The 26,002-nt window shown below is 59.7% G+C and carries 31 protein-coding genes and 1 pseudogene; 21 read left to right on the plus strand and 11 right to left on the minus strand.

Annotated features, from left to right (window positions below; all coding sequences use genetic code 11):
* The 5 genes and pseudogenes from VMU57_RS09390 to VMU57_RS09410 all read left to right on the plus strand — a co-directional run.
* Window positions 1-1,021, plus strand: a pseudogene (locus tag VMU57_RS09390) (hypothetical protein); the annotation flags it as partial.
* The gene (locus VMU57_RS09395) at window positions 930-1,880 is read left to right on the plus strand and encodes a hypothetical protein (RefSeq protein ID WP_325382741.1); all 951 of its coding nucleotides are present in this window, start codon (window positions 930-932) and stop codon (window positions 1,878-1,880) included. The pseudogene VMU57_RS09390 and the gene VMU57_RS09395, both read left to right, overlap by 92 nt.
* Before the next feature lie 349 nt (window positions 1,881-2,229).
* The gene (locus VMU57_RS09400; protein WP_325382743.1) at window positions 2,230-2,691 is read left to right on the plus strand and encodes a MarR family transcriptional regulator; all 462 of its coding nucleotides are present in this window, start codon (window positions 2,230-2,232) and stop codon (window positions 2,689-2,691) included.
* A 161-nt stretch (window positions 2,692-2,852) separates the two neighbouring features.
* Window positions 2,853-3,725: a pirin family protein gene (locus VMU57_RS09405; RefSeq protein ID WP_325382745.1), complete on the plus strand. Its 873-nt coding sequence runs from the start codon at window positions 2,853-2,855 to the stop codon at window positions 3,723-3,725.
* 149 nt (window positions 3,726-3,874) lie between these two features.
* Window positions 3,875-4,414 (plus strand): YceI family protein, encoded by a 540-nt coding sequence (locus VMU57_RS09410; RefSeq protein WP_325382747.1) that lies wholly within the window; start codon window positions 3,875-3,877, stop codon window positions 4,412-4,414.
* An 18-nt stretch (window positions 4,415-4,432) separates the two neighbouring features.
* Here the strand turns inward: VMU57_RS09410 and VMU57_RS09415 are convergent, their stop codons facing one another.
* Together VMU57_RS09415 and VMU57_RS09420 are read right to left on the minus strand one after the other, a co-directional pair.
* On the minus strand, window positions 4,433-4,903 hold the full coding sequence (locus tag VMU57_RS09415; protein WP_325382749.1) for a chemotaxis protein CheX: 471 nt from the start codon (window positions 4,901-4,903) through the stop codon (window positions 4,433-4,435).
* A gap of 47 nt (window positions 4,904-4,950) precedes the next feature.
* Complete coding sequence (locus VMU57_RS09420) at window positions 4,951-5,340, minus strand: response regulator (protein ID WP_325382751.1); 390 nt, start codon at window positions 5,338-5,340, stop codon at window positions 4,951-4,953.
* A gap of 138 nt (window positions 5,341-5,478) precedes the next feature.
* On the opposite strand from VMU57_RS09420, the gene VMU57_RS09425 reads away from it, so the two are divergent.
* From VMU57_RS09425 to VMU57_RS09480, 12 genes are all read left to right on the plus strand, one after another.
* The gene (locus VMU57_RS09425) at window positions 5,479-6,237 is read left to right on the plus strand and encodes a flagellar hook basal-body protein (RefSeq protein ID WP_325382753.1); all 759 of its coding nucleotides are present in this window, start codon (window positions 5,479-5,481) and stop codon (window positions 6,235-6,237) included.
* 57 nt (window positions 6,238-6,294) lie between these two features.
* A complete protein-coding gene (gene flgG, locus VMU57_RS09430; protein WP_325382755.1) occupies window positions 6,295-7,083 on the plus strand; it encodes a flagellar basal-body rod protein FlgG in 789 nt (262 codons plus the stop codon).
* 49 nt (window positions 7,084-7,132) lie between these two features.
* Window positions 7,133-7,624: a flagella basal body P-ring formation protein FlgA gene (locus VMU57_RS09435; protein ID WP_325382757.1), complete on the plus strand. Its 492-nt coding sequence runs from the start codon at window positions 7,133-7,135 to the stop codon at window positions 7,622-7,624.
* A complete protein-coding gene (locus VMU57_RS09440; RefSeq protein ID WP_325382759.1) occupies window positions 7,621-8,460 on the plus strand; it encodes a flagellar basal body L-ring protein FlgH in 840 nt (279 codons plus the stop codon). The genes VMU57_RS09435 and VMU57_RS09440 overlap by 4 nt, the downstream gene beginning before the upstream one ends.
* 92 nt (window positions 8,461-8,552) lie before the next feature.
* Entirely contained in the window at window positions 8,553-9,641 is a 1,089-nt protein-coding gene (locus tag VMU57_RS09445; protein ID WP_325382800.1) for a flagellar basal body P-ring protein FlgI, read from the plus strand.
* Window positions 9,638-9,967, plus strand: a complete 330-nt coding sequence (locus tag VMU57_RS09450) for a hypothetical protein (protein WP_325382761.1) — start codon at window positions 9,638-9,640, stop codon at window positions 9,965-9,967. Before VMU57_RS09445 ends, VMU57_RS09450 begins: the two co-directional genes overlap by 4 nt.
* A gap of 39 nt (window positions 9,968-10,006) precedes the next feature.
* Window positions 10,007-10,312, plus strand: coding sequence for a flagellar biosynthesis anti-sigma factor FlgM (flgM, locus tag VMU57_RS09455; RefSeq protein ID WP_325382763.1), 306 nt, complete (start codon window positions 10,007-10,009; stop codon window positions 10,310-10,312).
* A 2-nt stretch (window positions 10,313-10,314) separates the two neighbouring features.
* Window positions 10,315-10,575 (plus strand): hypothetical protein, encoded by a 261-nt coding sequence (locus VMU57_RS09460; RefSeq protein ID WP_325382765.1) that lies wholly within the window; start codon window positions 10,315-10,317, stop codon window positions 10,573-10,575.
* Complete coding sequence (gene flgK, locus VMU57_RS09465) at window positions 10,563-11,960, plus strand: flagellar hook-associated protein FlgK (RefSeq protein ID WP_325382767.1); 1,398 nt, start codon at window positions 10,563-10,565, stop codon at window positions 11,958-11,960. The genes VMU57_RS09460 and flgK overlap by 13 nt, the downstream gene beginning before the upstream one ends.
* 51 nt (window positions 11,961-12,011) lie before the next feature.
* Complete coding sequence (locus VMU57_RS09470; protein WP_325382769.1) at window positions 12,012-12,911, plus strand: flagellin; 900 nt, start codon at window positions 12,012-12,014, stop codon at window positions 12,909-12,911.
* A gap of 137 nt (window positions 12,912-13,048) precedes the next feature.
* Window positions 13,049-13,285, plus strand: coding sequence for a hypothetical protein (locus VMU57_RS09475; protein WP_325382771.1), 237 nt, complete (start codon window positions 13,049-13,051; stop codon window positions 13,283-13,285).
* A gap of 39 nt (window positions 13,286-13,324) precedes the next feature.
* Window positions 13,325-14,014 carry a dienelactone hydrolase family protein gene (locus tag VMU57_RS09480; RefSeq protein WP_325382773.1) on the plus strand — a complete coding sequence of 230 codons (690 nt, stop codon included), beginning with the start codon at window positions 13,325-13,327 and terminating at the stop codon, window positions 14,012-14,014.
* 24 nt (window positions 14,015-14,038) lie between these two features.
* Here the strand turns inward: VMU57_RS09480 and pdxT are convergent, their stop codons facing one another.
* The gene (gene pdxT, locus VMU57_RS09485; RefSeq protein WP_325382775.1) at window positions 14,039-14,626 is read right to left on the minus strand and encodes a pyridoxal 5'-phosphate synthase glutaminase subunit PdxT; all 588 of its coding nucleotides are present in this window, start codon (window positions 14,624-14,626) and stop codon (window positions 14,039-14,041) included.
* A 241-nt stretch (window positions 14,627-14,867) separates the two neighbouring features.
* On the opposite strand from pdxT, the gene VMU57_RS09490 reads away from it, so the two are divergent.
* On the plus strand, window positions 14,868-15,134 hold the full coding sequence (locus tag VMU57_RS09490) for a hypothetical protein (protein ID WP_325382776.1): 267 nt from the start codon (window positions 14,868-14,870) through the stop codon (window positions 15,132-15,134).
* An 8-nt stretch (window positions 15,135-15,142) separates the two neighbouring features.
* Here the strand turns inward: VMU57_RS09490 and VMU57_RS09495 are convergent, their stop codons facing one another.
* Both VMU57_RS09495 and pdxS read right to left on the minus strand, forming a co-directional pair.
* A complete protein-coding gene (locus VMU57_RS09495) occupies window positions 15,143-15,772 on the minus strand; it encodes a pyridoxamine 5'-phosphate oxidase family protein (RefSeq protein WP_325382778.1) in 630 nt (209 codons plus the stop codon).
* Window positions 15,773-15,887: 115 nt separating this feature from the next.
* Entirely contained in the window at window positions 15,888-16,841 is a 954-nt protein-coding gene (gene pdxS / locus VMU57_RS09500; RefSeq protein ID WP_325382780.1) for a pyridoxal 5'-phosphate synthase lyase subunit PdxS, read from the minus strand.
* Window positions 16,842-17,069: 228 nt separating this feature from the next.
* On the opposite strand from pdxS, the gene VMU57_RS09505 reads away from it, so the two are divergent.
* Window positions 17,070-17,792: a glycosyltransferase gene (locus VMU57_RS09505; RefSeq protein WP_325382782.1), complete on the plus strand. Its 723-nt coding sequence runs from the start codon at window positions 17,070-17,072 to the stop codon at window positions 17,790-17,792.
* Window positions 17,793-17,814: 22 nt separating this feature from the next.
* On the opposite strand, the gene VMU57_RS09510 is transcribed toward VMU57_RS09505, so the two are convergent.
* Complete coding sequence (locus tag VMU57_RS09510; RefSeq protein ID WP_325382784.1) at window positions 17,815-18,279, minus strand: PaaI family thioesterase; 465 nt, start codon at window positions 18,277-18,279, stop codon at window positions 17,815-17,817.
* A 91-nt stretch (window positions 18,280-18,370) separates the two neighbouring features.
* Here VMU57_RS09510 and VMU57_RS09515 point away from each other — a divergent pair, with 91 nt between their 5' ends.
* Together VMU57_RS09515 and VMU57_RS09520 are read left to right on the plus strand one after the other, a co-directional pair.
* Window positions 18,371-19,003, plus strand: a complete 633-nt coding sequence (locus VMU57_RS09515; protein ID WP_325382786.1) for a DUF4126 domain-containing protein — start codon at window positions 18,371-18,373, stop codon at window positions 19,001-19,003.
* Between the two features lie 74 nt (window positions 19,004-19,077).
* Entirely contained in the window at window positions 19,078-20,760 is a 1,683-nt protein-coding gene (locus VMU57_RS09520; protein ID WP_325382788.1) for a 30S ribosomal protein S1, read from the plus strand.
* On the opposite strand, the gene VMU57_RS09525 is transcribed toward VMU57_RS09520, so the two are convergent.
* The 5 genes from VMU57_RS09525 to VMU57_RS09545 form a co-directional block, all read right to left on the minus strand.
* Window positions 20,757-22,169 (minus strand): amidase, encoded by a 1,413-nt coding sequence (locus tag VMU57_RS09525; protein WP_325382790.1) that lies wholly within the window; start codon window positions 22,167-22,169, stop codon window positions 20,757-20,759. The two genes, VMU57_RS09520 and VMU57_RS09525, sit on opposite strands and share 4 nt — an antisense overlap.
* 4 nt (window positions 22,170-22,173) lie before the next feature.
* Entirely contained in the window at window positions 22,174-23,298 is a 1,125-nt protein-coding gene (locus tag VMU57_RS09530; protein WP_325382792.1) for a DegT/DnrJ/EryC1/StrS family aminotransferase, read from the minus strand.
* Window positions 23,295-24,449, minus strand: a complete 1,155-nt coding sequence (gene neuC / locus VMU57_RS09535) for a UDP-N-acetylglucosamine 2-epimerase (protein ID WP_325382794.1) — start codon at window positions 24,447-24,449, stop codon at window positions 23,295-23,297. The genes VMU57_RS09530 and neuC overlap by 4 nt, the downstream gene beginning before the upstream one ends.
* A complete protein-coding gene (locus VMU57_RS09540) occupies window positions 24,446-25,561 on the minus strand; it encodes a polysaccharide biosynthesis protein (RefSeq protein ID WP_325382796.1) in 1,116 nt (371 codons plus the stop codon). The genes neuC and VMU57_RS09540 overlap by 4 nt, the downstream gene beginning before the upstream one ends.
* 165 nt (window positions 25,562-25,726) lie before the next feature.
* Window positions 25,727-26,002, minus strand: a 276-nt coding sequence (locus VMU57_RS09545; protein WP_325382798.1) for a hypothetical protein, incomplete at its 5' end; no start/stop codon positions are given.

The raw sequence follows: 26,002 nt of genomic DNA on the forward strand, positions 1-26,002 counted from the left end.
CTCGCTTGGCACTGCCGGATTGCATATTGATGTTGTTCGAGCGCCTGAACAGGTTGCTGAAGTGGTCGAGCTGTTGCAATCGCATCAGACGCTCAGCCTGGGCTGCGTCGATGGCCGCAATATCTGGCTTGCCGATCTGGATGCTCTGAATAAGGTCGTTGCTTCGGTTACGTCAAAGATCGGTGCGGAGCGGTTGCAGCTTGCGCCTTCCTGCTCGTTGCTGCATGTTCCTTACGATACTGCCGATGAAGACAAGCTCGATCCGCGAGTGCTGAGCTGGCTGAGCTTCGCGCAGCAGAAGGTGGAAGAGCTGGTCCAGCTTGCCAAAGGGCCGGAGCTGGCCGCTGCTGCCTTTGCGGAGAATCGCCGTCGCCACGAAGATCGTCGGGCTGCCGAGAGCAGCACCAACAAGTCGGTTCGCGAGCAACTTACCAAGCTGAGCGAAGGAGACTTCCGGCGCAGATCGCCTTACAAGCAGCGCGTCCTGGTGCAGCGACAGGAGCTTGGGCTTCCTCTGCTGCCGACGACGACGATTGGCTCGTTTCCGCAGACGCAGGAGGTTCGCAAGCAGAGAGCCGCGCACAAGAAGGGCGCGATCACCGATGCCGAGTACAACGATTTTCTGAAGCAGAAGACCGAAGAGTGCATCCGCGAACAGGAGCAGATCGGGCTCGATGTTCTCGTCCATGGCGAGTTCGAGCGCAACGACATGGTCGAATACCGGGGCTCGCTTAAGCGAAACGCGAGGCCGGGGCGCAACGGTTCTTTCGCGCTCCGGCATTGCCAAGATGCCTGTTTTGAATACTTCGGCCAACCTTCTTTTACCCGGTACGTCCAAAGTGGGAGCCCCGATTGCTTGCTTCTCGCCGTGTTTCACGGAAGAATAGAAGGGTTGGGCCGCAAACGCCCGCGGTCAAGGAGTAATTTCATTGCGCATTCTGTACCGTCATCTTCTTCCCATCGCTGTGCTCGCCCTCTCGGCCACGTTTACGCAGGCTGCCGAGCTTTCGAGCGACGCTAAATCGGCGATTCCTAAAGACGTCCAGCAGCTGATCGTGGTGGACTACCGCGCGATGCAGAACTCCAGTGCGGCCATGGCGTTGAAGGAGCAGGTCCTTCCGCCGGAGCTGAAGCGGCTGGAGTCGGCGCTGAAGAATGCCAAGCTCAACGTGGACAAGGACGCCGATGTGCTGGCGTTCGCATCGTTCCGCGACTCGAGCGGGCAGGGAACACGGATCGTCGGCATCGCGCAGGGCCAGTTTCAGACCCAGTCGATCCTGGCCGGTTTTGCCAAGAGCAAGGCCAAGACCACGGTCGTGCGCAACAACATCATCTATCCCATGGGCTCGGCTGGGATGAGCGTGGTCTTTCTGGATCAGACCACGATGGTCTTTGGCGACAAGTCTGCGGTCAAAGACGCACTCGACGCGCGCGATGGCATCGTCCCCAACTTTCTAACCAACGGCGAGATGGTCAACGATATGGGAACCGTGGACCGGCGGGCGATCTGGAGCCTGTTGGACGCCAAGGGCACGCAGACCATGATGCGCAGCGTGCTGGGCGACGCGGCGCAGTTGACCGACTATGACACGGTCCGCAACCGCATGAAGAGCTCGCGCTACACCATGGACTTCGACAATGGGGTGAAGTTCGACCTGGCGGTGGTGATGTCCGACACGATGACGGCGGCGACCTGCGCCACGCTGATGAAGGGCATGCTGATCATGAAGAAGACGTCAGGCAGCCAGTTGGAGAAGTCGGCGCTGGACCGGACCACGATTGATTCCAATTCGGGAACGCTGACCGTGGACTACTCCTCCTCTGACAGCGAGTTCGCTGGGCTGCTTAGCTCACCACTCTTCCAGTCCGTCGTTAAATAGCCGGGCGAGAGGGTACTTCGAGGTACCCTCCCCCCTGTACTATCTTCGTAAAGTCTTCATTCTATGAGGCTTATTTTGTAAAGTCTTCATTGCAAACGAGTTAGGCCCAGCGCTGCCGCTGGGCCTCTTTATTTTTCTCTGCTGTTTCCAGTTTAACAGGTAGAGCATAACTCTTTTGCAGATGAGGAGTATTTTTTTGTGTAGCGGTAAGGCTATTATTTTGTGTGATTTGATGATGCCAAGCTGAGATTTTCCGTAGGCTGGAGGGTTGACAGGAAATCTCTTGCGCCCCGATTTCAGGCTTGAGCTTGAATCTTTATCTTGACATCAAGCATCTTTATAGCAAGACATGAGCGACCTGATAAAAAACGGAACCGAGACCGACACCAGCGGGATTCATCTTTGGCTGGTGCTCTGGAAGGCGATGCGCTCTCTTGAGGCCCATGCGATGCGGAACATCGGCGGGTTTGGGATGGGGCAGAGCGACTTCGGGGTTCTGGAGGCGCTGCTGCACCGCGGTCCGCTGAGCGTGAAGCAGATTGGGGCCAAGGTGCTGTTGACCAGCGGCTCGATGACGGCGGCGGTCGACCGGCTGGAATCTCGCGGTCTGGTTACGCGTCAGGACGATGCGGAGGACCGGCGGTCGCGAATTATTCACCTGACCGAAACCGGAAGAGAGTTGATCGAGCGGGTGTTTGCTGAACATCGCGAGGCAATGGAAGAGGCAGTCGCCGGGTTCCCGGTGGAAGAGAGGGCGGCGCTGATCGAGTCGTTGCGCCGGTTAGGGCGGACGGCGGAGGAGAAGTTTTGAGATGGGAACGGGTCGAAGCTCCGAGCAAACCGCAGGTCCTTCGACTGCGCCTCTCGCGATAAAGCTGCGAGGGCTCCGCTCAGGATGACAACGTTTTTAGTTTCTCATTTTTAGGGAAGTGAACGCAGGTGGCGTTATAAGGACGCCGGAAGGAGTAAGTGATGGCAGAGCAGAAAAAAGTGCTGGGCGTGTATGGACCGGGATCGAACCACTGGGTTGGGGACGGCTTTCCGGTGAGAAACCTGTTTCCGTCGAATGGACTGGAGGCGGAGGTCAATCCGTTCCTGATGTTGGACTATGCGGGGCCAAATGTGTTCAAACCTTCGGGCAAGACTCCGGGGGTGGGGCAGCATCCGCACCGTGGGTTTGAGACGGTGACGATTGCGTACCAGGGTTCGGTGGAGCACCGCGACTCGGCGGGAAACTCGGGAGTGATCTACCCCGGGGATGTGCAGTGGATGACGGCGGCTTCGGGCGTGGTGCACGAAGAGATGCATGAGAAGGAGTTTGCCCGTAAGGGAGGAACCTTTGAGATGGTGCAGCTCTGGGTGAACCTGCCCAAGGCCGTGAAGATGTCCAAGCCTCGCTACCAGGCGATTACGAAGGAGCAGATTCCGGTCGTGGAGTTTGGGACGGGCGGATATGCAAGAGTGATCGCGGGAGAGTTCAATGGAGTCAAAGGCCCTGCTCTTACCTTTACGCCGGTCAACTTGTTTGACGTGGTGCTGAAGGCGGGGGAGAAGGTCGAGATTCCGTTGCCGGAGGGACATAACGCTTCGATCGTGCTGCGGAAGGGAGATGTCTCCATTGATGGAGCGCACTCTCTGATGGGCGAGGCTCGGATTGCGACGTTGAGCCCATCGGGCAGTGGCGTTGTTGTTGAAGCGAAAGAAGACTCGACGCTGCTGGTGCTGAGCGGCGAGCCGATCCAGGAACCGGTGGCCAGCTATGGACCGTTTGTGATGAACACGCGGGAGGAACTGGTGCAGGCTGTAGAGGACTACAAGGCGGGAAAGATGGGACAACTTGCGTAAGGTTGCCCTCTTCATCTGAAGGCAACAGGCTGGAGGTAGAACAGGCAACAGCAAATACGGAGGTTCTTCGCTGCGCTCAGAATGACGATGATTTTGGATGAAGTGGAGATAGACATGGGAAGAACAATTCAACCAAGGAGAGAAGACCGATGAAGACTGTTTATGCAATAGATCCGGCGCACTCGAGTGCGCAGTTTACGATTCGTCACCTTATGATTTCGAACGTGCGCGGCGACTTCAAGAGTGTGAAGGGCACGGTCGTCTATGACCCTGAAAACCTTGCGGCTTCGAGTATCGAGGCGGAGATTGACGTCAACTCGTTGAACACCCGCGATGAGAACCGCGACACCCATGTGAAGAGCGCGGAGTTCTTCAACGTCGAGAAGTACCCTTCGATCACGTTCAAGAGCACGAAGGTGGAACGCGAGGGCGAGGGAGAATTCAAAGTTACGGGCGGTCTTACGATTCTGGGCGTGACCAAGGAAGTGGTGCTGAAGGTCGAAGGGCCTTCGGATGAGGCGAAGGACCCCTGGGGCAATCTGCGTATCGGTGCTTCGGCTACGACGAAGATCAAGCGCAGTGAATATGGGCTGACGTGGAATGCAGCGCTCGAGACGGGCGGCGTGATGCTGGGCGACGACGTGAAGATCGAGCTTGACGTTGAGCTGGTGAAGCAGAAAGCGGAATAGCTCTCTGTGCCGTTCTCGTCAGAACGCGAGGACGATGCCGAAGACGTTGCCCTGGAAGGAGTAAGTGCGGCTGAACTTGGTGCCGAACTTGCCTTCCAGGGCGCCGAGGCCCTCGCGGGTGACGGCGGGGACGGAGATGAGGCAGCCTGCCTGTGGGTGTTCGAGCTTGCTCTTCCATCCGCCGGCGATCATGTTGCACAACTCTCCGATAGCGTCGTCGACCATGGGGTCGGCGGGCTCGGAGGAGGCTGTGCCGAGCATGGCTTCTGCGGTAAGGGCGGCGGTAGCGGGGCTGGCGTAGAGGATGCACTCGCCTGAGACGGCGCCGGTGAACTGGATGCGGGCGACGATTCTGCCGTCGATGATGTTGACGTCCCCGTCCATGGGGTCGCAGCTTCGCTCGAGCATCATCTCGAATACCTCGGAGACGGCGGTGTCGAGTCGGTTCGCCATTTCGGCGTGCGGGGTGGAATTCTCGGTTGCCAGCATGTGTCCTCTTTTTGTTCGAAAGTTGGGGTCGACGGTTGTCGGTGAGGCTAAGCCACTCGCAGCAGAGGCACGACGCGTGCCTTGACCTGTTCGGCGGTGAAGGGCTTGCAGATGTAGCCCATTGCTCCGGCGGAGATGGCGCGGAGAACGAGCGGCTCGCTACCTTCGGTAGTGATCATGACGACGGGGATGCCGACGCCGAGCTTTTCGTCACGCCGCTGCTCGAGGAACTGCAGGCCGTCCATCACAGGCATATTAATGTCGCTGAGAATCAGGGACAGCGGGTTGGGCTTGCCGCTGTCGTCGCGCAGGGCCTGCAGGGCTTCTTCGCCGTTGGAGGCCTGTAATACTTCGGTGAGCTCGAGGCCAGCCTGGCGAAGCGCCCGTTCGATCACCTTCCTCATCACTGCTGAATCATCAATAATCAGAGCTCGCAACCCACCCCTCCGGTAGTACATCTCGATCTGTATGCTGTATCGGCTGATGGGCTGGAAGCTTGAGGGGGCGAAGGCGTTCTTAATTTTCTCTAACCCCGCGTGGCACGACTTCGGCCACTGACCTGCATTGTCACGGGCATGGATAGCGGCTTATATGCGGCATACACCGGGCTGTTGGCGCGCACGCAGGCGCTCGACACGGCGGCCAACAATCTGGCCAACGCGGGGACCACGGGCTTTCGGGCGGCGCGGGACTATTTCAGCGGCGTGCTGACGGGCGGGATGGACCAGGAGACTTCGGCGGGAGCATCGCAGGTCGGCCAGTCGGTCAACGATTTTGGCGTTCTCGGCGGCAACATGCTGGACATGGGACAGGGAGAGTTGACGGCGACGGGCGATCCGCTGGACTTCGCGTTGCAGGGACAGGGATTTTTCGCGATACAGACGGCGAACGGGATTCGTTATACGCGCGACGGCTCGTTTCGACGGTCGGCGGCGGGGACGCTGGAGACGAGTGCGGGCGAGCCGGTGCTCGACATCAATCAGAAGAGCATTACAATTCCGAGCGGTGCGGTGCATGTGGGACCGGATGGAAGCATCTCCGTGACGACGCAGGATGGAAACGCCATTGTGGGGCAGGTGGGCATCTTCGACTTCAGCGATCGGTCAGCGCTCGAAGCCGAGGGGACGAACCGTTTTTCGGCAGATGGTGCAAAGCCGGTCGCGGCGAAGGCATCGGTGGTGCAGGGCTCGGTCGAAGGATCGAACGAGGATGCGATTCACGGCACCATGCAGATGGTGCTGGTGCAGCGACAGGCAGAGATGATGCAGAAGGCGTTGAGCGTCTTCGACAACAGCTTCGACAAGGTTGCGGCGGAGGACCTGCCGCGGGTCTGATACGAACGGCCAGGTGCTCATGGAGGCCTGCCCAAACTGAAGGGAATGGAGTAGACGATGATTCGAGCTTTGTATACGGCGGCGAGCGGCATGAGCGCGCAACAGGCAAACCTGGACACGGTGGCGAACAATCTCGCCAACTCGGCGACGGCTGGATTTCGCGAGCGGCGGTTGCAGTTCGAGGACATGATCTACCAGAACGTGATCGTGCCGGGGTCGGCGGAGAGCCCGCAGACGGACTCGGCAGGGCTGCAGATCGGACTGGGAACGAAGTCGTCGGCGAGCGAGGTCATCATGACGCAGGGAGACTTCAACTCGACCGGGAACCCGATGGATCTGGCGATCCAGGGCGGCGGATTTTTTCAGGTTTCGCGGCCGGATGGAACGATCGCATACACGCGAGCCGGAAGTTTTCACCGCAGTAACCAGGGAACCATGGTGACGGCTGATGGAGATACGGTGCTACCGGCGATTACGATTCCGTCGAATGCGACCAACATCACGATCTCGCCGTATGGAATTGTGACGGCGACGATTCCGGGGCAGGCTGTGGCGGCGCAACTGGGGACGATCCAGTTAGCGACGTTCGTGAACCCGGGCGGTCTGAATTCGATTGGCGGGAATTTGCTGATGCCGACTGACTCTTCCGGCAATGCGATCACGGACACTCCGGGTGGGACCAGTGGAATGGGGATGTTGCAGCAAGGCGGGCTGGAGAACTCGAACGTCGATGTGGTGGCGGAATTTGTGCAGATGATTCTGGCGCAGCGCGCGTATGAGAGCAACTCCAAGGTCGTGCATGTGGCCGACGATATGTACTCACAGATCAACGGCATGATTCGATAGGTGCGCTATGGGGAACTGGTTCTATTCGCGTAGATGGATTTCATGGTGCTTGATTCCCCTGGCGGGTTTGCAGGGAGCGACTGCCTTTGCGGCGGGTTGCGCTGGAACGCCCGCAGCCGCGGTGAAGTTGGCTGGAGCGAAGGCTGCGCCTTCGTCGATGCCGGACGATAAGGGCTATCGCGTGGCCAGCGTTCGCTGGGACCCGGTGATGCAGCAGCGTTGGGCGACGATCGTGAGCTGCGGTCATCCTGAGTGGCCTGGGGTTTCGCTTCGCGCGGGCGGAACAATCGATGCACCGCGTGGATCGAGCACGCAGGCTCGTGTGGAGCGCTCTCCGCTGGTTCGCGCCGGCGATGTCGTGGAGGTTTGGCGGCAGGAAGATCTTCTGCGGATCGAAGTGAGCGGAGTTGCCGAGCAGAGCGGCAGCGTGGGCGAGACGATTCGAGTGCGTTTGCTGCGACGCGCGGGCAGTAATCAATCCGTGGAAGAGCAGTTCAACGGCGTGGTTCGTGGACGGGCCGATGTGGAGATGCAGCCATGACGGATTCCATGCAGATTGGGTGGGGGATGAAGCGCAAGGATTGGTCAGGAGCGGGAGCAACTCCGGCGATTGCAACTCCGATGACTCCGCGGGCGCCACGGAACGGGGGAATGGGGCCATTTGTTGCGGGGGTGATTGGCGTGCTGCTCCTGTTGATGGCTGCCTGTTCGCTCCATGCACAGATCAACGCGATCAAGAAAGCGATGGCGCCGAAGCCGAGCGTTGCCGAGACGTCGCTCGACTCTTATCTGGAACGGGTACGCACGGCGAACTCGAATGTGCTGCCGACGCCGGGCTCGATCTGGACGGACAATGGGCGTCTGACCCGCATGAATACAGATGTTCGCGCGATGCGGCCCCATGACCTGATCTCGGTTGTGGTGGAGGAGAATCTCGCCGCGTCGACCGACGGAACGGTAAAAAATACGCGTGCTTCGAATGCGAACTCGGGCATCTCGGGATTGATTGGAACGCTTCATGCAGGCAATGCGCTTCAGAACTTAATCAATATGAACGCGGCCGCAGGCTTGAGTGCGCAGGGAGCGAGCGCGACCAATTCGAGTTTGAGCACGGTGTTCGGCGGCCAGGTGATGGCGGTGCTTCCGAATGGAGTTCTTGTGATCGAAGCGGCCCGGCAGGTCGAGTTCAGCCAGCAGACGCAGACGATTGTTCTGCATGGGCTGGTGCGGCCTGAGGACATCTCTCAACAGAACCAGGTGCTTTCGACTGCGATTTCGAGCCTTGAGCTTGAGGTCCGCGGGAAGGGCATCGTCAACGATTACACCCATCGCCAGAATGCGCTCGTCCGGCTTCTGCAACAGATCTTGATCTTCTAAGTGGATACGCCATGATCGTACGAGTGAATCAATTGAAAGTTCAGTCAATGCCGGCAAGAAAAATCGCTTGCCGTGGTCTGATGTTGGTGGGCATGTTCGCATTGACGCTACACGGATTTGCCGTCGATGCAGGGGAGGCGCCGCAGAGAGAGGCGCGCGTGAAAGACATTGCCTCGATTGAGGGCATCCGCGACAATCAACTGGTTGGCTATGGCATCGTGGTGGGTTTGCAGGGGACGGGCGACAGCCAGCAGACAACCTTTCCGGCCCAGACGCTGGCGGCGACGTTGCTGCGCATGGGAGTCAGCGTGCCGGCGGCGGCGATCCGGGTGCAGAACCTTGCGGCTGTATTTGTGGAAGCGACACTGCCTCCATTTGCGCAGCCTGGAACGAAGCTGGACGTGACCGTCTCCTCCGCGGGGGACGCGAGGAGCCTTGAGGGAGGCTTGCTGCTGATGACTCCGCTCTATGGCGCTGATGGCAAGATCTACGCGCAGGGTCAGGGGCCGCTGGTGGTTGGCGGCTACTCGGTCAGCGTGAATGGAAATACGAAACAGTACAACCACCCCAATACGGCGCGGGTTCCTTATGGCGCAATTGTGGAGCGGGGCGTGCCTCTTGATCTGGCGGGGCGCAACAAGTTTTCGTTGCTGCTGAACGATGAGGATTTTCGGACGGCCGAGGCCGTTTCGCAAGCGATCAATCGTGAGTTGGGCAGGCAAGCTGCTCATGCACTCGACAGCAGGCAGATCGATCTCTCGGTGATGCACGGAGAGGATGTACCGGAGTTCCTGGCGCAGGTGGAATCGGTTCAGGTGCCCGTCTTTCCGCGGGCAAAGGTGGTGGTGAATGAACGGACGGGAACGGTGGTCATCGGAGGAACGGTGGTGCTGCAGCCGGTGTCGATCCTGCACGGCGGTCTGGCTATCAACGTGGTGAGCCAGTTCGAGGTATCGCAGCCAAATGCCTTCTCGTCTGGAGGCACAAGCCAGGTGGTGCAGCAGACGAGTATCACCGCGCGGGACAAGCCGGTGAACCGCATCGAGTTGAAGCAGGGGGCGACGGTAGACGACCTGGTGCGCAGCCTGCAGACGATTGGCGCTTCGGCGCGGGATGTGATCTCGATTCTGCAGGCGATGAAGTCCGCGGGTGCCTTGGAGGCGGAGATTGTGGTGCTATGAGAATTGATGCGACGATAGCGAGTAGCGCTCCTGCTGCAACTGACGGAGCTAAGAATCCGAAGCTGGTCAACGCTGCGCAGCAGTTTGAATCGATGATGCTGCAGGAGATGTTGAAGCCGATGCGCTCCGGCGAAGATAGCTGGGGTGGGGATGACGAGAAGAGCAGCGATAGTTCGATGGACACGATCAGCAGCTTTGGCACCGAGGCGGTGGCCACGGCGATATCGAAGGGCGGAGGACTCGGGATTGCCAGGCAGGTGATTCAGCAGGTCACACAGGAGCATCAGCGGGAGACGCAAAAAGCGTCGCACGGTACTAAAGTTTAGTGAGACTGCGCCGATAGATTCAAGTAGACGGAGGAACACATGAGTTACACAAACGGAATCGGAAACCTGCAGCAGGCGCTTAGCTCGATTGCGCCGACGCAGCCGGCGTCCCAGACAACGGAATCGACCGCGACTTCGCAGCAGCGCAATGCAGCGGCTGCTCCAGCGAAGCAGGCTGACCAGACGAACCTCAGCTCCGCCGGTGGCGTGATTGCCCATGCGCTTGAGGGCTCGGATGTGCGGTCAGACAAGGTTGCGGCCTTGCAGAGCGTAATTGCCTCGGGAAACTACAACGTCTCCTCGTCGGATGTGGCGGGCAAGATGATCGACTCTCTGCTGGAGTAGAGATGACGATCGAACAGGCGCTCGGGGATGCTCTGGATGAGACCATCCATGCGCTTGCCATTCTGAATTTAGACGCTCTTCAAGCGATCGAACGACGATTGACGACGCTGGCCCAGTCCGGGCCCGTCGCGGACGGGATCGGTGGCGATTTCATCCTGGCGAAGAAGCGTGTGCTCGAACTGGTTTTGCACCACAGTGAATCAAATCTCAACGCGCTTCGCCGTCTGTACGGAAGAAATACGAGAGACCTATGGGAACCCTGAGCTCGCTGATGGACCTGTCCCGGGAAGCCTTGATGGCGGACCAGAACGCTCTGAACGTAACCGCGAACAATGTGTCGAACCAGAAGACGCCGGGCTATACGCGTGAGGTGGTGAGCTGGCAGCCCACGGATGCGGTGACGCTGAGCGGTACAAGCTACAGCATCGGAATCACCAGCGCCGCGACGTCCGTGCGGGACCGCGTTCTTGAACAGCGCGTGCAGCAGCAGACGCAGACGCAGTCGCAGAGCGGGGCGCTTCAATCGGCACTGCAACAGGTGCAGGACATCTTCGGCTTGAGCTCGACGAGCACGTCGGCCAGTTCGACAGCGCTTGGCTCGGCGGTGGACTCTTTCTTCAATTCGCTCTCGACGCTTGAGGGTAGTCCTGGGGATGCGTCGGCCCGGCAGGCGGTGCTGACCGCTGCGAACAGTCTGACGTCCGCCTTCAACTCCGCGGCGAACCAGCTTGGACAAGTGAGCACGGGACTCGACCGACAAGTTGGCACCACGGTTGGCCAGATCAACTCTTTGACGACGACGATTGCCTCATTGAACCAGCAGATTGCGACCATCAGCCCCAATGCGGATGCGGGGACGCTCGAAGATCAGCGGCAGATGGCGATTGCACAGTTGTCGCAATACGTCGGCCTCGACCAGATGACGACCTCGTCGAACGGCATTACGTTGACGACCGCGAACGGCGCGGTGCTGGTCAGCGGCAGTCAATCCTATGCGCTGAGCACAACGCAGGTGGCGGGAAAGACCGATGTGGTGGCTAACGGGCAGGACATCACTTCGGGTATTACCGGTGGACAGCTTGGCGGTGTCCTGCAGGCGAGAGATCAGAATCTGCCTGCGTATGCGAGTGCGCTGGACAATCTCGCCTATGGGATTGGGACTGCGGTGAACCAGCAGAATGCGCTGGGAAGCGATGGCAATGGCAATCCCGGCGGTACGATCTTTACTCTACCGACGAGCGCGGCTGGTGCGGCAACTTCGATTCAGGTAGCGACGAGCGATCCAAAGGCGATTGCAGCAGCGGCCAGTGGTGAAGGATCGTCGGGCAGCGGGAACGCGATTGCGCTGGCCGACCTTTCGACGGCGAACGTAGCTGGCGGCCAGACGGCTTCGGGTTTTCTTGCCTCGTTTCTTGGACAGGTTGGCAACGATGCGGCCGGCGCGACGACGGACAACACCGCTCAGCAGGCTACTTTGACGCAGCTTACGAGTCAGCGCGACTCGCTCTCGGGGGTCTCGCTCGATGAGGAGGCGTCGAACCTTACGCAGTATCAGCGGAGCTATGAAGCAGCGGCGAAGGTGTTCTCGATTGTCAATTCGATCATGGCCAGCGCGCTGAACCTGGGCGTAGAGACCACGGTGACCTAAAGCGCGGGCTCCAAATTTTCGGTTTCAGTCAACTTTGATCAGGAGGGGTGCGTGAGGGTCGATCCGAATTATGTCAGCAATCTTGCGGGGGCTTTGAACCAGTCGAGCAGCCTCGAGGCTACGCTTACGAACGAGCTTTCGAGCGGTCTGCGGGTCACGTCGTTACAGGACGATCCGGCTGCGGTGGCCCAGAGTACGGTGATGGCCAGCGCGATCTCGAAGGACGACACCTTTGTTCAGACCGCGTCAGGGACGCAATCGATGATGCAGGTCTCGGACTCAACGCTGGGCGAGGTCGTCAGTCAACTGACTTCGGCGGTCTCGCTGGCGATCTCTGGCAGCAATGGAACGGCAAACGCGGCCAACATCGCCAGCATCGAGCAACAGTTGACCGGAATCCGCGACCAGATCTTGTCGCTGGCGAATACGAGCTACCTTGGGCAGTCGCTCTTTGCGGGCAGCCAGGGGTCGGTCAAGCCGTTCACGCTGGACACCTCCACATCGCCTGCCACGACCAGCTATGTGGGCGATACGAACGCCAACTATGTCGAGACGCCGAGCGGGCAGAAGATACAGACGAACCTTGTGGGGTCGGATGTCTTTGGCTCGGGCAACACGGGCGTCTTTGGAGCGTTGAATCAACTGATCGCCGATTTCTCAGGGTCTACGGCTAGCGCGAGCGCCGCTGCGGACACCGGAACTTTGTCGGCTGCGCTTAGCAATGTATCGGGACAACGCAGTCTTTTGGATGGATCGTTGAGCAGGTTAGAGGCTACCAGCACGTATACGCAGACCGAGGAGAGCCGGCTCAAGGTGCAGCAGGGGAGCCTGGTCTCTGCCGATCCGGCTTCGGTGGCGACGCAGCTAAGCTCGGCCGAGACGCAGAATCAGGCGTTGATGAGCGTGATGACTGCGCTCAGTAAGACCGATCTGTTCAACTATCTGCAATAGAGTCTTTCTTGCAAGCGGGAGACGTTTTTCTCTCGATCAATGAGGCCCGACCTTCTGGTTGGGCCTTTTGCTTTTCTCAGGCTGGGAGCGAGGTCCTACTGGGTGGAATTGTTTCTTTATACTGAAGGTGCGAGGTCATGATGGGAGCAATTAATTTTTTGTGGAACGCTACGCGAGGCGAGAGGCTGCGGCCCTGGCGGAGCCCCTATCTGCGCTGGCGGCTCGAGACCTACTCCGGGCAGCGGGCGGATACGGTGCGGGGGAGGGACTTCTGGAACCTGTTCTGGAAAGAGAAGAGGCAGTTGCTGCGGTTTCTGCGCTGGACGGGCGAGATCAAGGGGTATGCGGAGAAGCCGATGGACGGCGGACGCTGATTTCGCATCTATCTGAAGCATGATCGAAAAGGGGAAGCGATGAGCGAATGGTTGAAGGTGAAGGCATCGGACGGGCATGAGCTGAACGTGTATGTGACGCGTCCTGAAGAAGAGCCGATTGGGGCAATTGTGCTGGTGCAGGAGATCTTCGGCGTCAACCGGCATATACGCCACGTGGCCGATGAATATGCCAAAGATGGCTTCGTTGTGGTCGCGCCTGCGCTGTTCGATCGTTATGAGCGCGGGGTAGAGCTGAAGTACGAGGGTGAAGATGCCAAGCGGGCAGGCGAGTTCTGGAAGAAGCTGAATCCTGAGACTGCGCTGCTGGACATTGCCGCGGCCTATGAGGTTGCGAGAGGCGTAGGCAGGGGGATTGGTGTGCTCGGGTTCTGCTATGGCGGCTTGATGAGTTGGCTGACGGCGACGCGGGGCGAGACGCTGAAGATGCAGCCGTCGTGCTGCGTTGGGTATTATCCCGGAGGGATTGGGAAGTATGCCACCGAGGAGCCGAGCTGCCCGGTGATGCTGCACTTTGGCGACGCAGATAGCCATATTGGCAAGGACCAGATCGACGCGGTTCGTCAGGCGCATCCCGAGGTAGAGATCTACGTCTACAAGGGCGCTGGACATGCGTTCAATCGCGATGTGGACCCGAATACCCATCATGCGACGTCGGCTGCACTGGCACGGAAGAGGACGCTGGAGTTTTTGAAGACGCACGTTGCCTGATGCCGCGGGGCTGGCGCCAATCGCTTAAGGGTGATGGGCTTGAACCATCTCGAGGAAGATTTGGTGGACGCGGGTGTCCGCGCTTAGCTCGGGGTGAAAGGTAGCCGCGAGCAGGTGGCCCTGGCGGACGAGGACGGGGAAGCCGTCGCGCTCGGCCAGGGTCTCGACAGTGGGGCCAGTGTGGGTGATGCGCGGGGCGCGGATGAAGACCATCTCCAGCGGACCGCCTTCGAGCTTCGTCGGCGCGGTGAGGATGGCGGAGTCGATCTGGCGACCGTAGGCGTTGCGCTCGACAGTGATATCGAGGACGGCGAGAGATTTTTGCGTGGGGTTTTCTACCTGCTTTGCCAGCAGGATGGCTCCGGCGCAGGTGCCGAAGGTGGGCGTGGTCTCGACGAAAGATTGTAGGGCATCGAGGAAGCCGTCGCGCTCGAGGAACTTGAGGAAGGTAGTGGACTCGCCGCCGGGAATGATCAGGCCGTCGAGGTTTTGAAGCTCTGCCGGGTTGCGGATGAGCTTCGCGGTGATGCCGAGGGCTTCGAGGGCTTTTGCGTGGGCTTCGAATGCGCCCTGGAGGGCAAGGACGCCGATGGTAAGAGGTCTCTTTGGCATGCTGTTTATTCGATTGTAGATAAGTTGAAACGATGCGGTATGGAACTTTGGCGCCTGGGTTGAGCATGACCAGGTGATGAAGTCGAAGTCACACTACCCCGTTCGGGGAATATCGGAGCGCAGAATTGAGCGGTATATCAGAGGCATGCGGGTTGCTGGAGATAACGTGCGCTTGTTTGCGGTGCTGCTATGGATGACGTTGCCGTGCCGGGCATCAGTCACACTCCCAGGGGATTCGCAGATGTCATCTCCGGAAAGACTCGTGGTTTCGAGCCATGTTAACGATGCGGCGGTGATGCGCGAGAGCCTGCGCAGAGACGTGGCGCTGCATCCGGATGATTTTATTGTGTTCGCCACCGAGGCTGGGGCTAAGCGGTTCTTTGCGGAACACAACGATGATGTCGAGAGGGAGACTCATTCGAGGATGGTTGCGCGCGGGGTGCAGGGGTACTGGCAGGGCAAGACAGTTGTAGTGCTGCCGCTGCCAGCTTTAGCTACGCAGTATTAGCCAAGGCGCTACGGATGAGGTTTTTGCGCGTCCGCCAGGGCTGCCTTGAGGGTGCGTACCTCTTGTTCCAGCGATTCGATGCGTTCGAAGAATGTAGTTTGCTTGAGCTCTTCGATGGTCCAGCGTTGGGGGATGTGCTGCGGGCAGTTCCAGTCGAAGGCGGCGACGTGGAGCAAGATCAAACGCTCGGGGCGGCCATGTTCGGGGAGCATCAGGTCGGTCTTCCAATCGGGTGCTTGGCTCCAGGGGATCGCCTCAACATTGGCCAGAAGTTTGAGACGGGTCTGGTGGGGATAATCCATGAAAAAGAGCGCGGCGCGTTGATTGCCGCGGAGGTTCCCGGTGGTGATGTACTGGCGATTGCCGGTGACATCAGCGTAGGCCAGCGTGTGCTCGTCGCGGACCTGGACGAAGCCGATGGGACCTCCGCGGAACTGGATGTAGGGCCAGCCGGTAGAGCCGATGGTGGAGATGTAAAAGCCGTCGCGGAGGGCGATAAAGTCGCGCTCGTAGGGGCCGAGGGTGTCGTTGTCGGGGCCGCGCTCGGTCAGCTTTTCGTTTGAGGGACGGCTGCCCATCTCACGCTGAACTTCGGCAACATCGTCGGTAAAGGTAAGGGAGGAAAACTGGTGGGCCATTGCTGGTGGCTTCTTCCTGAAGCGGTGGACTCGCGCTCTGAACATAAGACGCAGAAAAGGCGGCTACGATGCAGAATCGTAACCGCCTCAGTGATTTGTTGCCTAAGAGCAGGCTTTACCAGCCGCGGGTCTGCATGAGGTCACGCTCTTCGATGGCTGCTGCGGCGAGGCCCTTCATCGTTCCTGTGACGGCTTCGCTGGCTTCGGCCACAATCTTGGGGTCGTTGAAGTGGGTGGTGGCGATGACGATGGCCTTGGCGCGGGAGACGGCTTCGGCGCGCTCCTTTGGGTCGTTTTCGACGTCGAGGGGGGTGGCGCGCTCCTTCATGAAGATGCCGGAGCCCACGAAGATGGACTCTGCTCCGAGCTGCATCATGAGAGCGGCGTCGGCGGGGGTGGCGATGCCGCCAGCGGAGAAGTTGGGGACGGGCAGCTTGCCGGCCTTGGCGACCATGCGGACGAGCTCGTAGGGCGCGCCGTGGACCTTGGCGGCGTTGTATAGCTCTTCATCTCCGAGGACGGTGAGGGCCTTGATCTCGCGGACGATCTGACGCATGTGCTGGACGGCGTGGACGACATCGCCGGTGCCGGGTTCGCCCTTGGTGCGGATCATGGCTGCGCCTTCGGCTATGCGGCGGAGAGCTTCACCGAGATTGCGGGCTCCGCAGACGAAGGGAGTGGTGAAGGCGTGCTTGTCGATGTGGTAGACCTCGTCGGCGGGGGTGAGGACCTCGGACTCGTCGATAAAGTCGACGCCGAGGGTCTGGAGCACCTGCGCTTCGGCGAAGTGGCCGATGCGGGCCTTGGCCATGACGGGGATGGAGACGGCGGCGACGATCTCCTTGATGAGCTTGGGGTTGGCCATGCGGGCGACGCCGCCTTCGGCGCGGATCATGGCGGGGACACGCTCGAGCGCCATGACGGAGATGGCACCGGCTTCTTCGGCGATGCGGGCCTGCTCGACGTTCATGACGTCCATGATGACGCCACCTTTAAGCATCTCGGCCAGGCCGGTCTTGAGGCGGAGGGAGGATGAGGCGAAGTTGCCGTTGGTGGTGTGATCTGCCATGACGATATCTCCTTGCCGCGAGAGGCGCGCTGAGGGGGTGATTCAGGCTGTTCGCGGGAAAGTTAAGTTTACCAGTTTTGCGGCGATGGATGTAAGCGCTGGGCTATTGACAGAGATGAGGCCCGCAGCGAGAGATTTGCTGGAAATTCAAGAAGTATTTATGCGGTGTGTTGAGTTATCTCGTCAAACTACGTAGAGAGTCAGGTGTTGCCAGTGTATGGAGGGCAAATGAAAGCTGAGCTGACGATTGTGATTCCTGCGAAGAACGAAGTGAAGATGCTGCCGAAGCTTCTGAAATCGCTTTGCAGGCAGGACTATGAGGGCATGGCGCAGACAAGGGTGATTGTCGCCGATGCCGGATCGACGGATGGCACGGTGGAGGTGGCGCTGAGCTTTCGCGACCGGTTGAATGTCGAGGTGATTCCGGGTGGGCTGCCTTCGGTGGGAAGGAACGCGGGGGCGCGACTGGCGACGACCCGTTTTGTGCTGTTTCTGGATGCCGACGTGGAGCTGCCGGAGCCGACGCTGCTGCGGCGGGCGTTGTGGAAGATGACGCGAAGACATCTGCACCTGGCGACGACGAACATTGCGTGCAGGCATGGCGGCTTCTTCGACGATGCGCTGTATGCGGGTAATAATCTGGTGCAGCGTATGAGTTCGTTTGTGAGCCCGTTTGCCACCGGGATGTTCATGTTGTTCGAACGCGAGGCGTTCTGGAGGCTGGGTGGCTTCAACGAGCGCGCGCTGTTCGCGGAGGACTATCTCTTATCCAAAGGCGTGGAGCGGCCGCGGTTTCGGATTGTGCGGGGCAAGGTGCTGACGACCAATCGGCGGTTCAAGAAACTGGGACATGCGCGGATGGTCTGGATGTTCTTCAAGACGATGCTGCATAGCTGGGATGAGAGTTATTTTCTGCGGGACCAAGGGTATTGGGAAGAGCTTGAAGCCTAGTCTTTATGCCTGGTTCTGAGATTTAGCTCTGAGTCTGGCTGAGGCCAGCGCGGGCGAGCAGCTTCTCGTCGATGACGACGAAGAGGCCCTTGCCGCGGGCGAGGACAGTGCCGTCGGGGTGCTGGAGTTCGGCCTGATGGAAGAGTTTGCGTCCTTCGCGGCGAAGATGGCGGCTGGTGAGAACCAGCGGCTGGTGCAGTGGGGCAGGGCGAAGGTAGTCGACCTCCATGTGGCGGGTCATGGCGAGGACGTTGAGCGGGCGGTTGAGCTTGCTCATGGCCTCGTCGAGGAGAGTGGCTACGATGCCTCCGTGGATGTAACCGGGTGGGCCTTCGTATAGCTGCGTCAACTGGATGTGCGCGGTGGCGGTGGGAACTTCCGGATGGGTGGTGTCGATCTCGAAGCTAAGATGGAGGCCTTGCGGATTGGCGGGGCCGCAGCCGAAGCAGTGACTGGCTCGTTCATCCAAGGTTGGATTGGTCTTCATGCAGGCGGTCTCTTTATTCGGTGGAATCGCGCTCTGGAGGTCAATATATACCCGACGAGCGATGATCGAAGGGGTATAGAATTCCGTGCACATGGACTTCTCGCCTGCCAGTATTACCGCGCTTGTGATTGCTGCCAGCTTCGCGGCGGGGCTGAATATCTATGCCACCGTACTGACGCTGGGGATATTGGCGCGAACGCACTGGGTTGCGTTGCCCGCGGGGCTGGATTCGCTGGGGCATACGTGGGTGCTGGTGGTGTGCGCGATCATGTTCGCCGTTGAGTTTGTCGCGGACAAGATTCCGGGCTTCGATGTCTTCTGGAACGTGCTGCACACTGCTGTTCGTGTGCCGATTGCTGCGCTGGTTGCCTATCATGCGAGCGCCCAGCTTTCGCCGCAGATGCAGATCATCGCCACCGGAGTAGGGGCGGCGATAGCGCTGGCTACCCATAGCTCGAAGACGGCGCTGCGGGCGGTGGTGACGCCCAGCCCTGAGCCAGTGTCGAATATTGCGTTGAGCAGTGCGGAAGATGTTGTTGCGGTAGGGCTGACATGGTTTGCCACGCATCATCCGATTGTGGCGGCTTCGATTGCGGTGGTGTTGCTGGTGGCGGCGGTGCTGGCTGCTCGTGCGCTGTTGCGGGCGATTCAGCGGCCTTTGCGGCGGCTGTTCGGGATGCCGCCTGCGGGTGCGCCGGTCGTGAGCAAGCCTTCTATTGAGTGAGCCGTGTCAGCGCGATAAGCGGACGCGATGGTATCCTAGCCGCAATCACGGTGATAGCGAGGCTGTAACTTTTCATGTCCAATCCAGATGTTTCGACAGCAGAATCAACCCTCGAAAATAACGAATCATTCGATAAGATCCTTTCGCAGTATGAGCAGAGCCACTCGCACCGGGTAGGCGAGGATGGCAGGCAGCTTGAAGGGACAGTCATTGCTGTTTCGGCTGAGTCGGTATTTGTCGATATTGGATTTAAGACTGAAGGCATTTTGCCACTGACCTTGTTTCAGAACGCCAATGAGACGGTTGAGGTCGGCACGAAGCTGCTGGTGACGGTGAAGGGGCGCGATGCCGAGGGCTACTACGAGCTTTCGCGGCAGAGGGTGGAGCGTCCCAAGGACTGGACCGCGCTCGAGAAGGCATTTGCGGATAAGGCGATCATTGTTGGCACAGTGACGGGTGTGGTTAAGGGTGGACTGACCGTGGATGTGGGATCGCGGGCGTTTATGCCAGGATCGCGCAGCGGAGCGCGTGATGCCGCCGAGATGGAGAAGCTGGTAGGGCAGGAGATTACCTGCCGCATCATCAAGCTGGATGTGGCCGAGGAAGATGTGGTGGTGGACCATCGCTCGGTTGCCGAAGAGGAAGAGCGTTCGACCAAGGAGCGGCGGTATGCCGAGATTAAGGAAGGCGACACTGCGTTGGGGACGGTGCGCAGCCTTGCCGACTATGGAGCGTTTGTCGATATCGGCGGCGTGGATGGGCTGTTGCACATCAGCGATATCGCTTGGGGACGTGTGAACAAGCCTGCCGATGTGCTTTCGGTGGGGCAGCAGGTCGAAGTGAAGGTGTTGAAGATTGACGCGGCGAGCAAGAAGATCTCGCTGGGTATGAAGCAGCTTCTGCCGCATCCATGGGACGCGGTGGAAGGGAAGTACACGGCGGGCGAACGGGTTCGCGGAGTGGTGACGCGGGCGACCGATTTTGGCGCGTTTGTGGAACTGGAGTTCGGCATTGAAGGGATGGTTCATCTATCGGAGATGTCGTGGGCGAAGAAGGTTCACAAGCCGAGCGACCTGTTGAAGCCGGGCGAGACCGTCGAAGTGATGATTCTTGGCGTCAACGTGGCTGAGCGGCGCATGTCGCTGGGGCTGAAGCAGACGCTGGGCGATCCGTGGGTCGAGGCGCAGGAGAAGTTTGCGGCGGGTTCGACGGTCGAAGGGCCGGTTGTCAGCCTCACCAAGTTTGGCGCGTTTGTGCAGCTTGCCGAGGGCGTGGAGGGCATGATTCACGTCAGCGAGATCAGCGCGGAGAAGCGTGTGGAGCGTCCGCAGGATGTGCTGCGCGTGGGCCAGGTGGTGAAGGCCAAGGTGCTCGACGTCGACAAGGACAAGCGGCAGATCAAGCTGAGCATGAAGCAGCTTGTTCCGACGGGGCTCGATGAGTACATCGCCGAGCACAAGGAAGGCGATGTGGTGACGGGGCGGTTGATCGAGGTCTCCGGCGACAACGCGACGGTGGAACTGGGCGAAGGGATTCGCAGCAGATGCAGGATAGCTGCGGCGGCTGCAAAGGAAGAACAGCCTGCGGCTGCGGGTCAGGTTGACCTTTCGGCGTTTAGCTCGATGTTAAAGGAGCGCTGGAAGAGTGGGCCTGTGAGCGCGGCCAAGACGGATGAAGTCCGCGCGGGACAGATTCGCAGCTTCAAGATTACGAAGCTCGATCTGGACGCGAAGACGATTGAAGTGCAGTTGGTTTAGCTGACGCGGCGCGCAAGTGGTGGAGGCTGGTAGCCGAAGTCGCGCTCGATAGCGGCGGCGATGCCGAGGACGGCTTCATCCTGATAAGGGCGACCTGCGATCTGGATGCCGATGGGCAGGCCCTCCGGCGAGCGTCCAACTGGCACAACGGCGGCGGGTGCGCCGAGCAGGTTAAACCATTGGGTGTAGCGCATCGCGTCGAGATAGGCGACTTGCCGTCCGTCGATGTTCCATTGGCGCTCGCCGTGGCGAAACGCGGGGACTGAGCAGACGGGCATGAGCAGGATGGGGAACTCGCGCATCTCTTCGAGCAGGGCGGCCCTTATGACGTCGCACTCTGCCCATGCGAAGAGTAGTTCGTATCCAGTGAGCGGCGGGTCCTGGCGGGCGATGGCGAGGAAGTCCTGAAAGGTTGGGCTGAGGCGCGACTCTTTGCCTGCAACGATAGGGTTGAGCAGCATGGCTCCGCAACGCACGAAATACTTCCACCAGAGTTTGCGTGCTGCTTCGAGTGCGCGAGGGCGGAAGGGCTCGACGCGGAAGCCCTGGCTGCGCAGGGAACGGACTGCGTCCTGTATGGCCTGTCTCGTCTCGGGAGTTACAGGCGCGATGGAGTCGTCTTCAAAGAAGCCTATGGGGATTTTTTGCAGATCTTCTGTGGTGTAGCGCTGGAGAGGCACGGGAGCGCCGGTGGGATCGGCGTCGGCATGGCCGGAGAGGACGTTGAAGAGGAGCGATACGTCGGCGATGGTGCGTGCCATGGGGCCGATGGCGCCGAGCAGCGAGAAGGGGCCGACGCAGGGGGGAAGATGACCGGCTGCAGGGATTCTGCCGGGAGTTGGCTTGAGTGCGCAGATGCCGGTGAAGTGCGCGGGCTCGCGCACGGAGCCTCCGCCGTCGCTGCCGAAGCCGCAGGCAGAGAGGCCTGCGGCGATGGCAGCGGATTCGCCGCCGCTCGAGCCTCCTGCGCTGCGAGTGAGGTCCCATGGATTTGAAGTGCGGCCATAGAGAAGGTTGTCGGTCTCGTATGCCATCAGAAATTCTGGGCAGTTTGTGGTGCCGACAATGATTGCGCCTGCTTGCCTGCTGCGCTCGACGATGACTGCGTCTTCGTTGGGGATGTGCCCTTTGTTGAACAGGCTTCCAGTCTCGCAGCGGTGTCCGGCTACGGCGATGCAGGCCTTGATCGTCATAGGAAGGCCGTGAAGAAGGCCGGTTGGCGCAGCTTTGTCTAGAGCGATGGCCTGGGCGCGGACTCGTTGTTCGTCGAAGTCGATGAGGGCGTTGAGCTGCGGGTTCAGCCGTTTGATCTGGAGGATGTGCTCTTCGGCGAGTTCGAGCGGAGAGAGCTTGCGGGCGGAGATCATCGCCAGAAGATCGACGGCGGGTTGCAGGACTAAGTCGCTCATGTGTCTATTTATTTGGTATCTGAAGTAGTGCTGCACGCAGGGTATCGCTGACCTGTGCGATTTCATTCTCGGTGATGCGGTTGAAGAAGGGAAGCGCGATGGTGCGGCTGGCCTGCGCCTCCGTTATAGGAAGCGCAGCCGAGTTGCGCCATGCAGCATAGCTTGGCTGTAGATGGATGGGAGCGAAGTAGCGTGCGCAGCCGATGCCTGCCTGGGTGAGTGCGGCGATGATGCTGTCGCGGTCTGCCTCTGTCCATGCAGCGTTGAGGCGAACTACGTAGACGAACCAACTGATGCGCGTACCGGGAACGTCTGTTGCGGGGAGAACGAGGTCGCTTATCTCTGCGAGGGATTGCTGATATTGACGGGCTACTTTCTCGCGCTGTTGCAGGATGGGTCCGATGCGCTGAAGCTGCGCGAGGCCGAGGGCGCAGTTGATCTCGGAGAGGCGATAGTTGTAGCCAAGTTCGGCGTGTTGCAGCCACTCTGCGCTGTCGTAGCGGCCTTGGTTGCGTAGTGCGCGGATATGCTCTGCCAACTCTGGTCGCCGGGTGACGACCATGCCGCCTTCGCCGGTCGTGATCTGCTTGTTGGGATAGAAGGCAAAGACTGCGGCGTCACCGAACGAGCCAGCCTTGCGTCCCTGATAGGTTGCGCCGATGGCTTCGCAGGCGTCTTCGATAACGAGAAGATGATGGCGGCTGGCGATGTCCATGATGGCTGTCATCTCGGAAGGACGGCCAAAGGTGTGTACGACGAGGATGGCGCGGGTCTTTGCGGTGATCGCCTGCTCGATGCTGGCCGGAGACATATTCAGCGATTCGGCATCGATGTCTACGAAGATAGGCTGTGCGCGTTCGTAGCGAATGGAGTTGGCAGCGGCGATGAAGGTGAAAGATGGAACGATAACCTCGTCGCCTTCGCCGATGCCGAGCGCCTTGATGCACAGATGTAGGCCAGCCGTCCCAGAGCTGACCGCGACGGCGTGCGGGACGCCGATGTAATTCGCCATTGCATCCTCAAAGGCCTCCATCTGCGGCCCGAGACTGAGTCGCGAGGTGCGCAGAACGGCGGTGACGGCTTCAATTTCTGCCTCGGTAATATCGGGCGAGGAGAGGGGGATCGTCATGATTGGACGGAGGTGGCTCGCTTGCGCAGCAAGCCTTCAAGGGAAACGGTCGTGAGAACATGCACGATTCGCTCAGCGGCATGGCCGTCGCCATAGGGATTCGTCATGCCACGCAGCGATTCGCGGAAGTCTGCGCTTCGCGCTGTGGCGATTTTATCGAGGATGGAATCGATGTTGGGATCGGCGTCGAGCACGTTGGGCGCTCGCTCGCGGCCATATTGCCGGAGCCCGACGTTGACCACGGGCAAAGCGAACGATGCTGCCTCCATGATGCCGCTGCTGGAGTTGCCGAGGAGCAGACCAGCTTGTTTCAGAAGGCTCCAATAGGTCACGGCGCCGAGGTTGACGAAGACGTGCGCGTCGGTGTGCTGCCGGATAAATTCATGAGTGCGCTGCATCAGGCTATGGCTGCCTGCATCAGCGTTGGGATAGCAGAAGACGATCTGGCCCTTGATCTGTGCGAGTGCGGCGAAGAGCGCGTCGGCTTCTTCGGTGGTGTTCTGCAATAGCGTGACTGGATGGTAGGCCACGACGGTTGGAGCTTGTTTCAGGTCTATTTTCAGCGCCTGCTCCAACTGCGAACGCGTCAGTAATTGGCTTCGCGTGATGTGATCGAGGGAGGGTGCGCCTGCGCGGGTCACTCGCCACGGCTCTTCGCCCATGCTGATGACGCGGGCGCGCGCCGTATCGGTGGAGGTGAAGTGGATGTGCGCCATTTTGGTGAGAGCATTGCGGACGGCGTCGTCGATCGCGCCTTCGCTGATCTCGCCGCCTTCGATGTGAGCCACCGGGATACGCAGGGTAAGAGCCACACTGGCGGGGGCGAGCATCTCGTAGCGATCTGCGATGAGAAGCAGAAGGTCGGGGCGCATCTGCGCGAGGACATCGGTCAATCCCAGCACGGCGAGACCGAGAGTCTTCGCCATGCCGGTGTCGGTGTCAGAGTTGAGCAGGCACTCGATGCGCGAGGCGATGGCGAATCCGTCCTGCTCGATCTCGTTCACCGTATTGCCGAAGGCCGGGGAGAGATGCGCGGCGAGAACGATGAGCTTCAGGTCCACGTTGGGATGCGCGGCGAGATCCTTCAGTGGCCAATAGAGGTGGCTGTAATCCGCGCGTGAGCTGGTGACGACAGCGATCGTGCGCTTCATGCATTCACCATTGCGGCGGACGCTAAAGCGCGGCTGGGACGATACTCCGGCACCATGCGCTGTACGGTTTCAAGCAGGGAGGGGAGGTCGCTCTGGTCGATGGCTCTTCGCAGATCGTTCAATGAAAACGAAAGCTCGTCGGAAGAGAGTGTGGGGCTGTCGACCGCACGCAGCGAGCCGCCCAATGGGCTGCGATAGGATTCAGACGATGAAATTAACGACTCGTCCATCTTGTCTCCGGGACGGAGTTCGGTGAAGACGATTGGCACCTGTTGCTGGCCGATCAGGAATTTTGCGAGGTCCAAGATGCGGATCGGCTCTCCCAGTTCCGGCACGGACACGCCGGTAGGCGAGTCAGGGGACAGGGCGCTGAGAAGGGTGTCCACGGCCTCGGTGAGCGTCATGAAATAGCGTCGCACGTCGGGGTGGGATACCGTGACCGGACCTCCCTGCGCGATCTGCCGCTCAAAGAGGGGAACAACGCTGCCTGAAGAGCCCAGCACATTGCCGAGCCGGATTGCCTTCATGCAAACAGGAGGTGTGCGAGGAACAAGCAGGATGAGCTCGGCGATGCGCTTGGAGGCCCCCATGATGCTCGATGGCGCAACCGCTTTATCGGTAGAGACCATCAGCAGTTGATCGCTGCCGTATCTCGCGACTGCCTCAGCAAGGGTGTGAGTGGCGAGTGCGTTGTTGGCCACGGCGGCAAAAGGATTGTCCTCCATCAGCGGCACATGCTTGAAGGCGGCAGCGTGGAATACAATCTCCGGTTGATGCCGCTCGAACAGGCTGGTGATAGCCGCGGTGTCGCTGACGCTCGCGAGGATGAGGAAGTGCGGCGACGTCATTTTCAGGCCGAGGAGAGTTTGCTGAATGTCGTAAAGGGCTCCCTCGGAGGCATCGAGCAGAATGAGTTCGCGCGCGCCTGCTTGGGTCACCGCTTTTGCCAGCGCGGAACCGATACAGCCGCCGGCGCCAGTGATCAGAACTCGTCTTCCAGAGAGAAGGGCAAGAGACTGTTCGCGCCCGGCCTTTGATCCGGACGGAGTCTCCCGATGCAGGAAGGCATCGCAGTCAGGTGAGGCGAGATGGGTTTTCAGCGGTTCGGTCAAGATGATCTTTAGTCCTGAGAGAGACGCAGCGGAACAGCTCCGGCGAGTCGCTTTATCAGACTACACGGCGACCGGGGAACTGGAAGGTATGACGAGATCTCCATTTTTTCCTTGACAGTGACTGGCTCGGAGACGTAAACATGATTGTCGCTAAAACGCTTTAGTTTATCGATTTATGTTTGGGGCCCCCGACAGGAGTTCCGCAAAAAGTACATAGTTTTGACGGTTCTCCTCGGCAAGCTCCTCTATCTTTTGAGTTCCGTAAAAACTATTTACAGGCGTTATTTTAGTGCTGTAACGATTCAATCTCAGATTGAATCGTTTTAGCGCATTGGCAATGCCCGGGCATTCGACAGGCAGAGCCAGGGAGCAGGATCCGGCGGATATGAATGATGCCGGAGAGCGGTCGCGGGCACACCTTGGTCCGCTGGCGCCGTTGAT

Origin of the sequence: Edaphobacter sp., from assembly GCF_035532915.1 — a bacterium.
Classification (GTDB): domain Bacteria; phylum Acidobacteriota; class Terriglobia; order Terriglobales; family Acidobacteriaceae; genus Edaphobacter.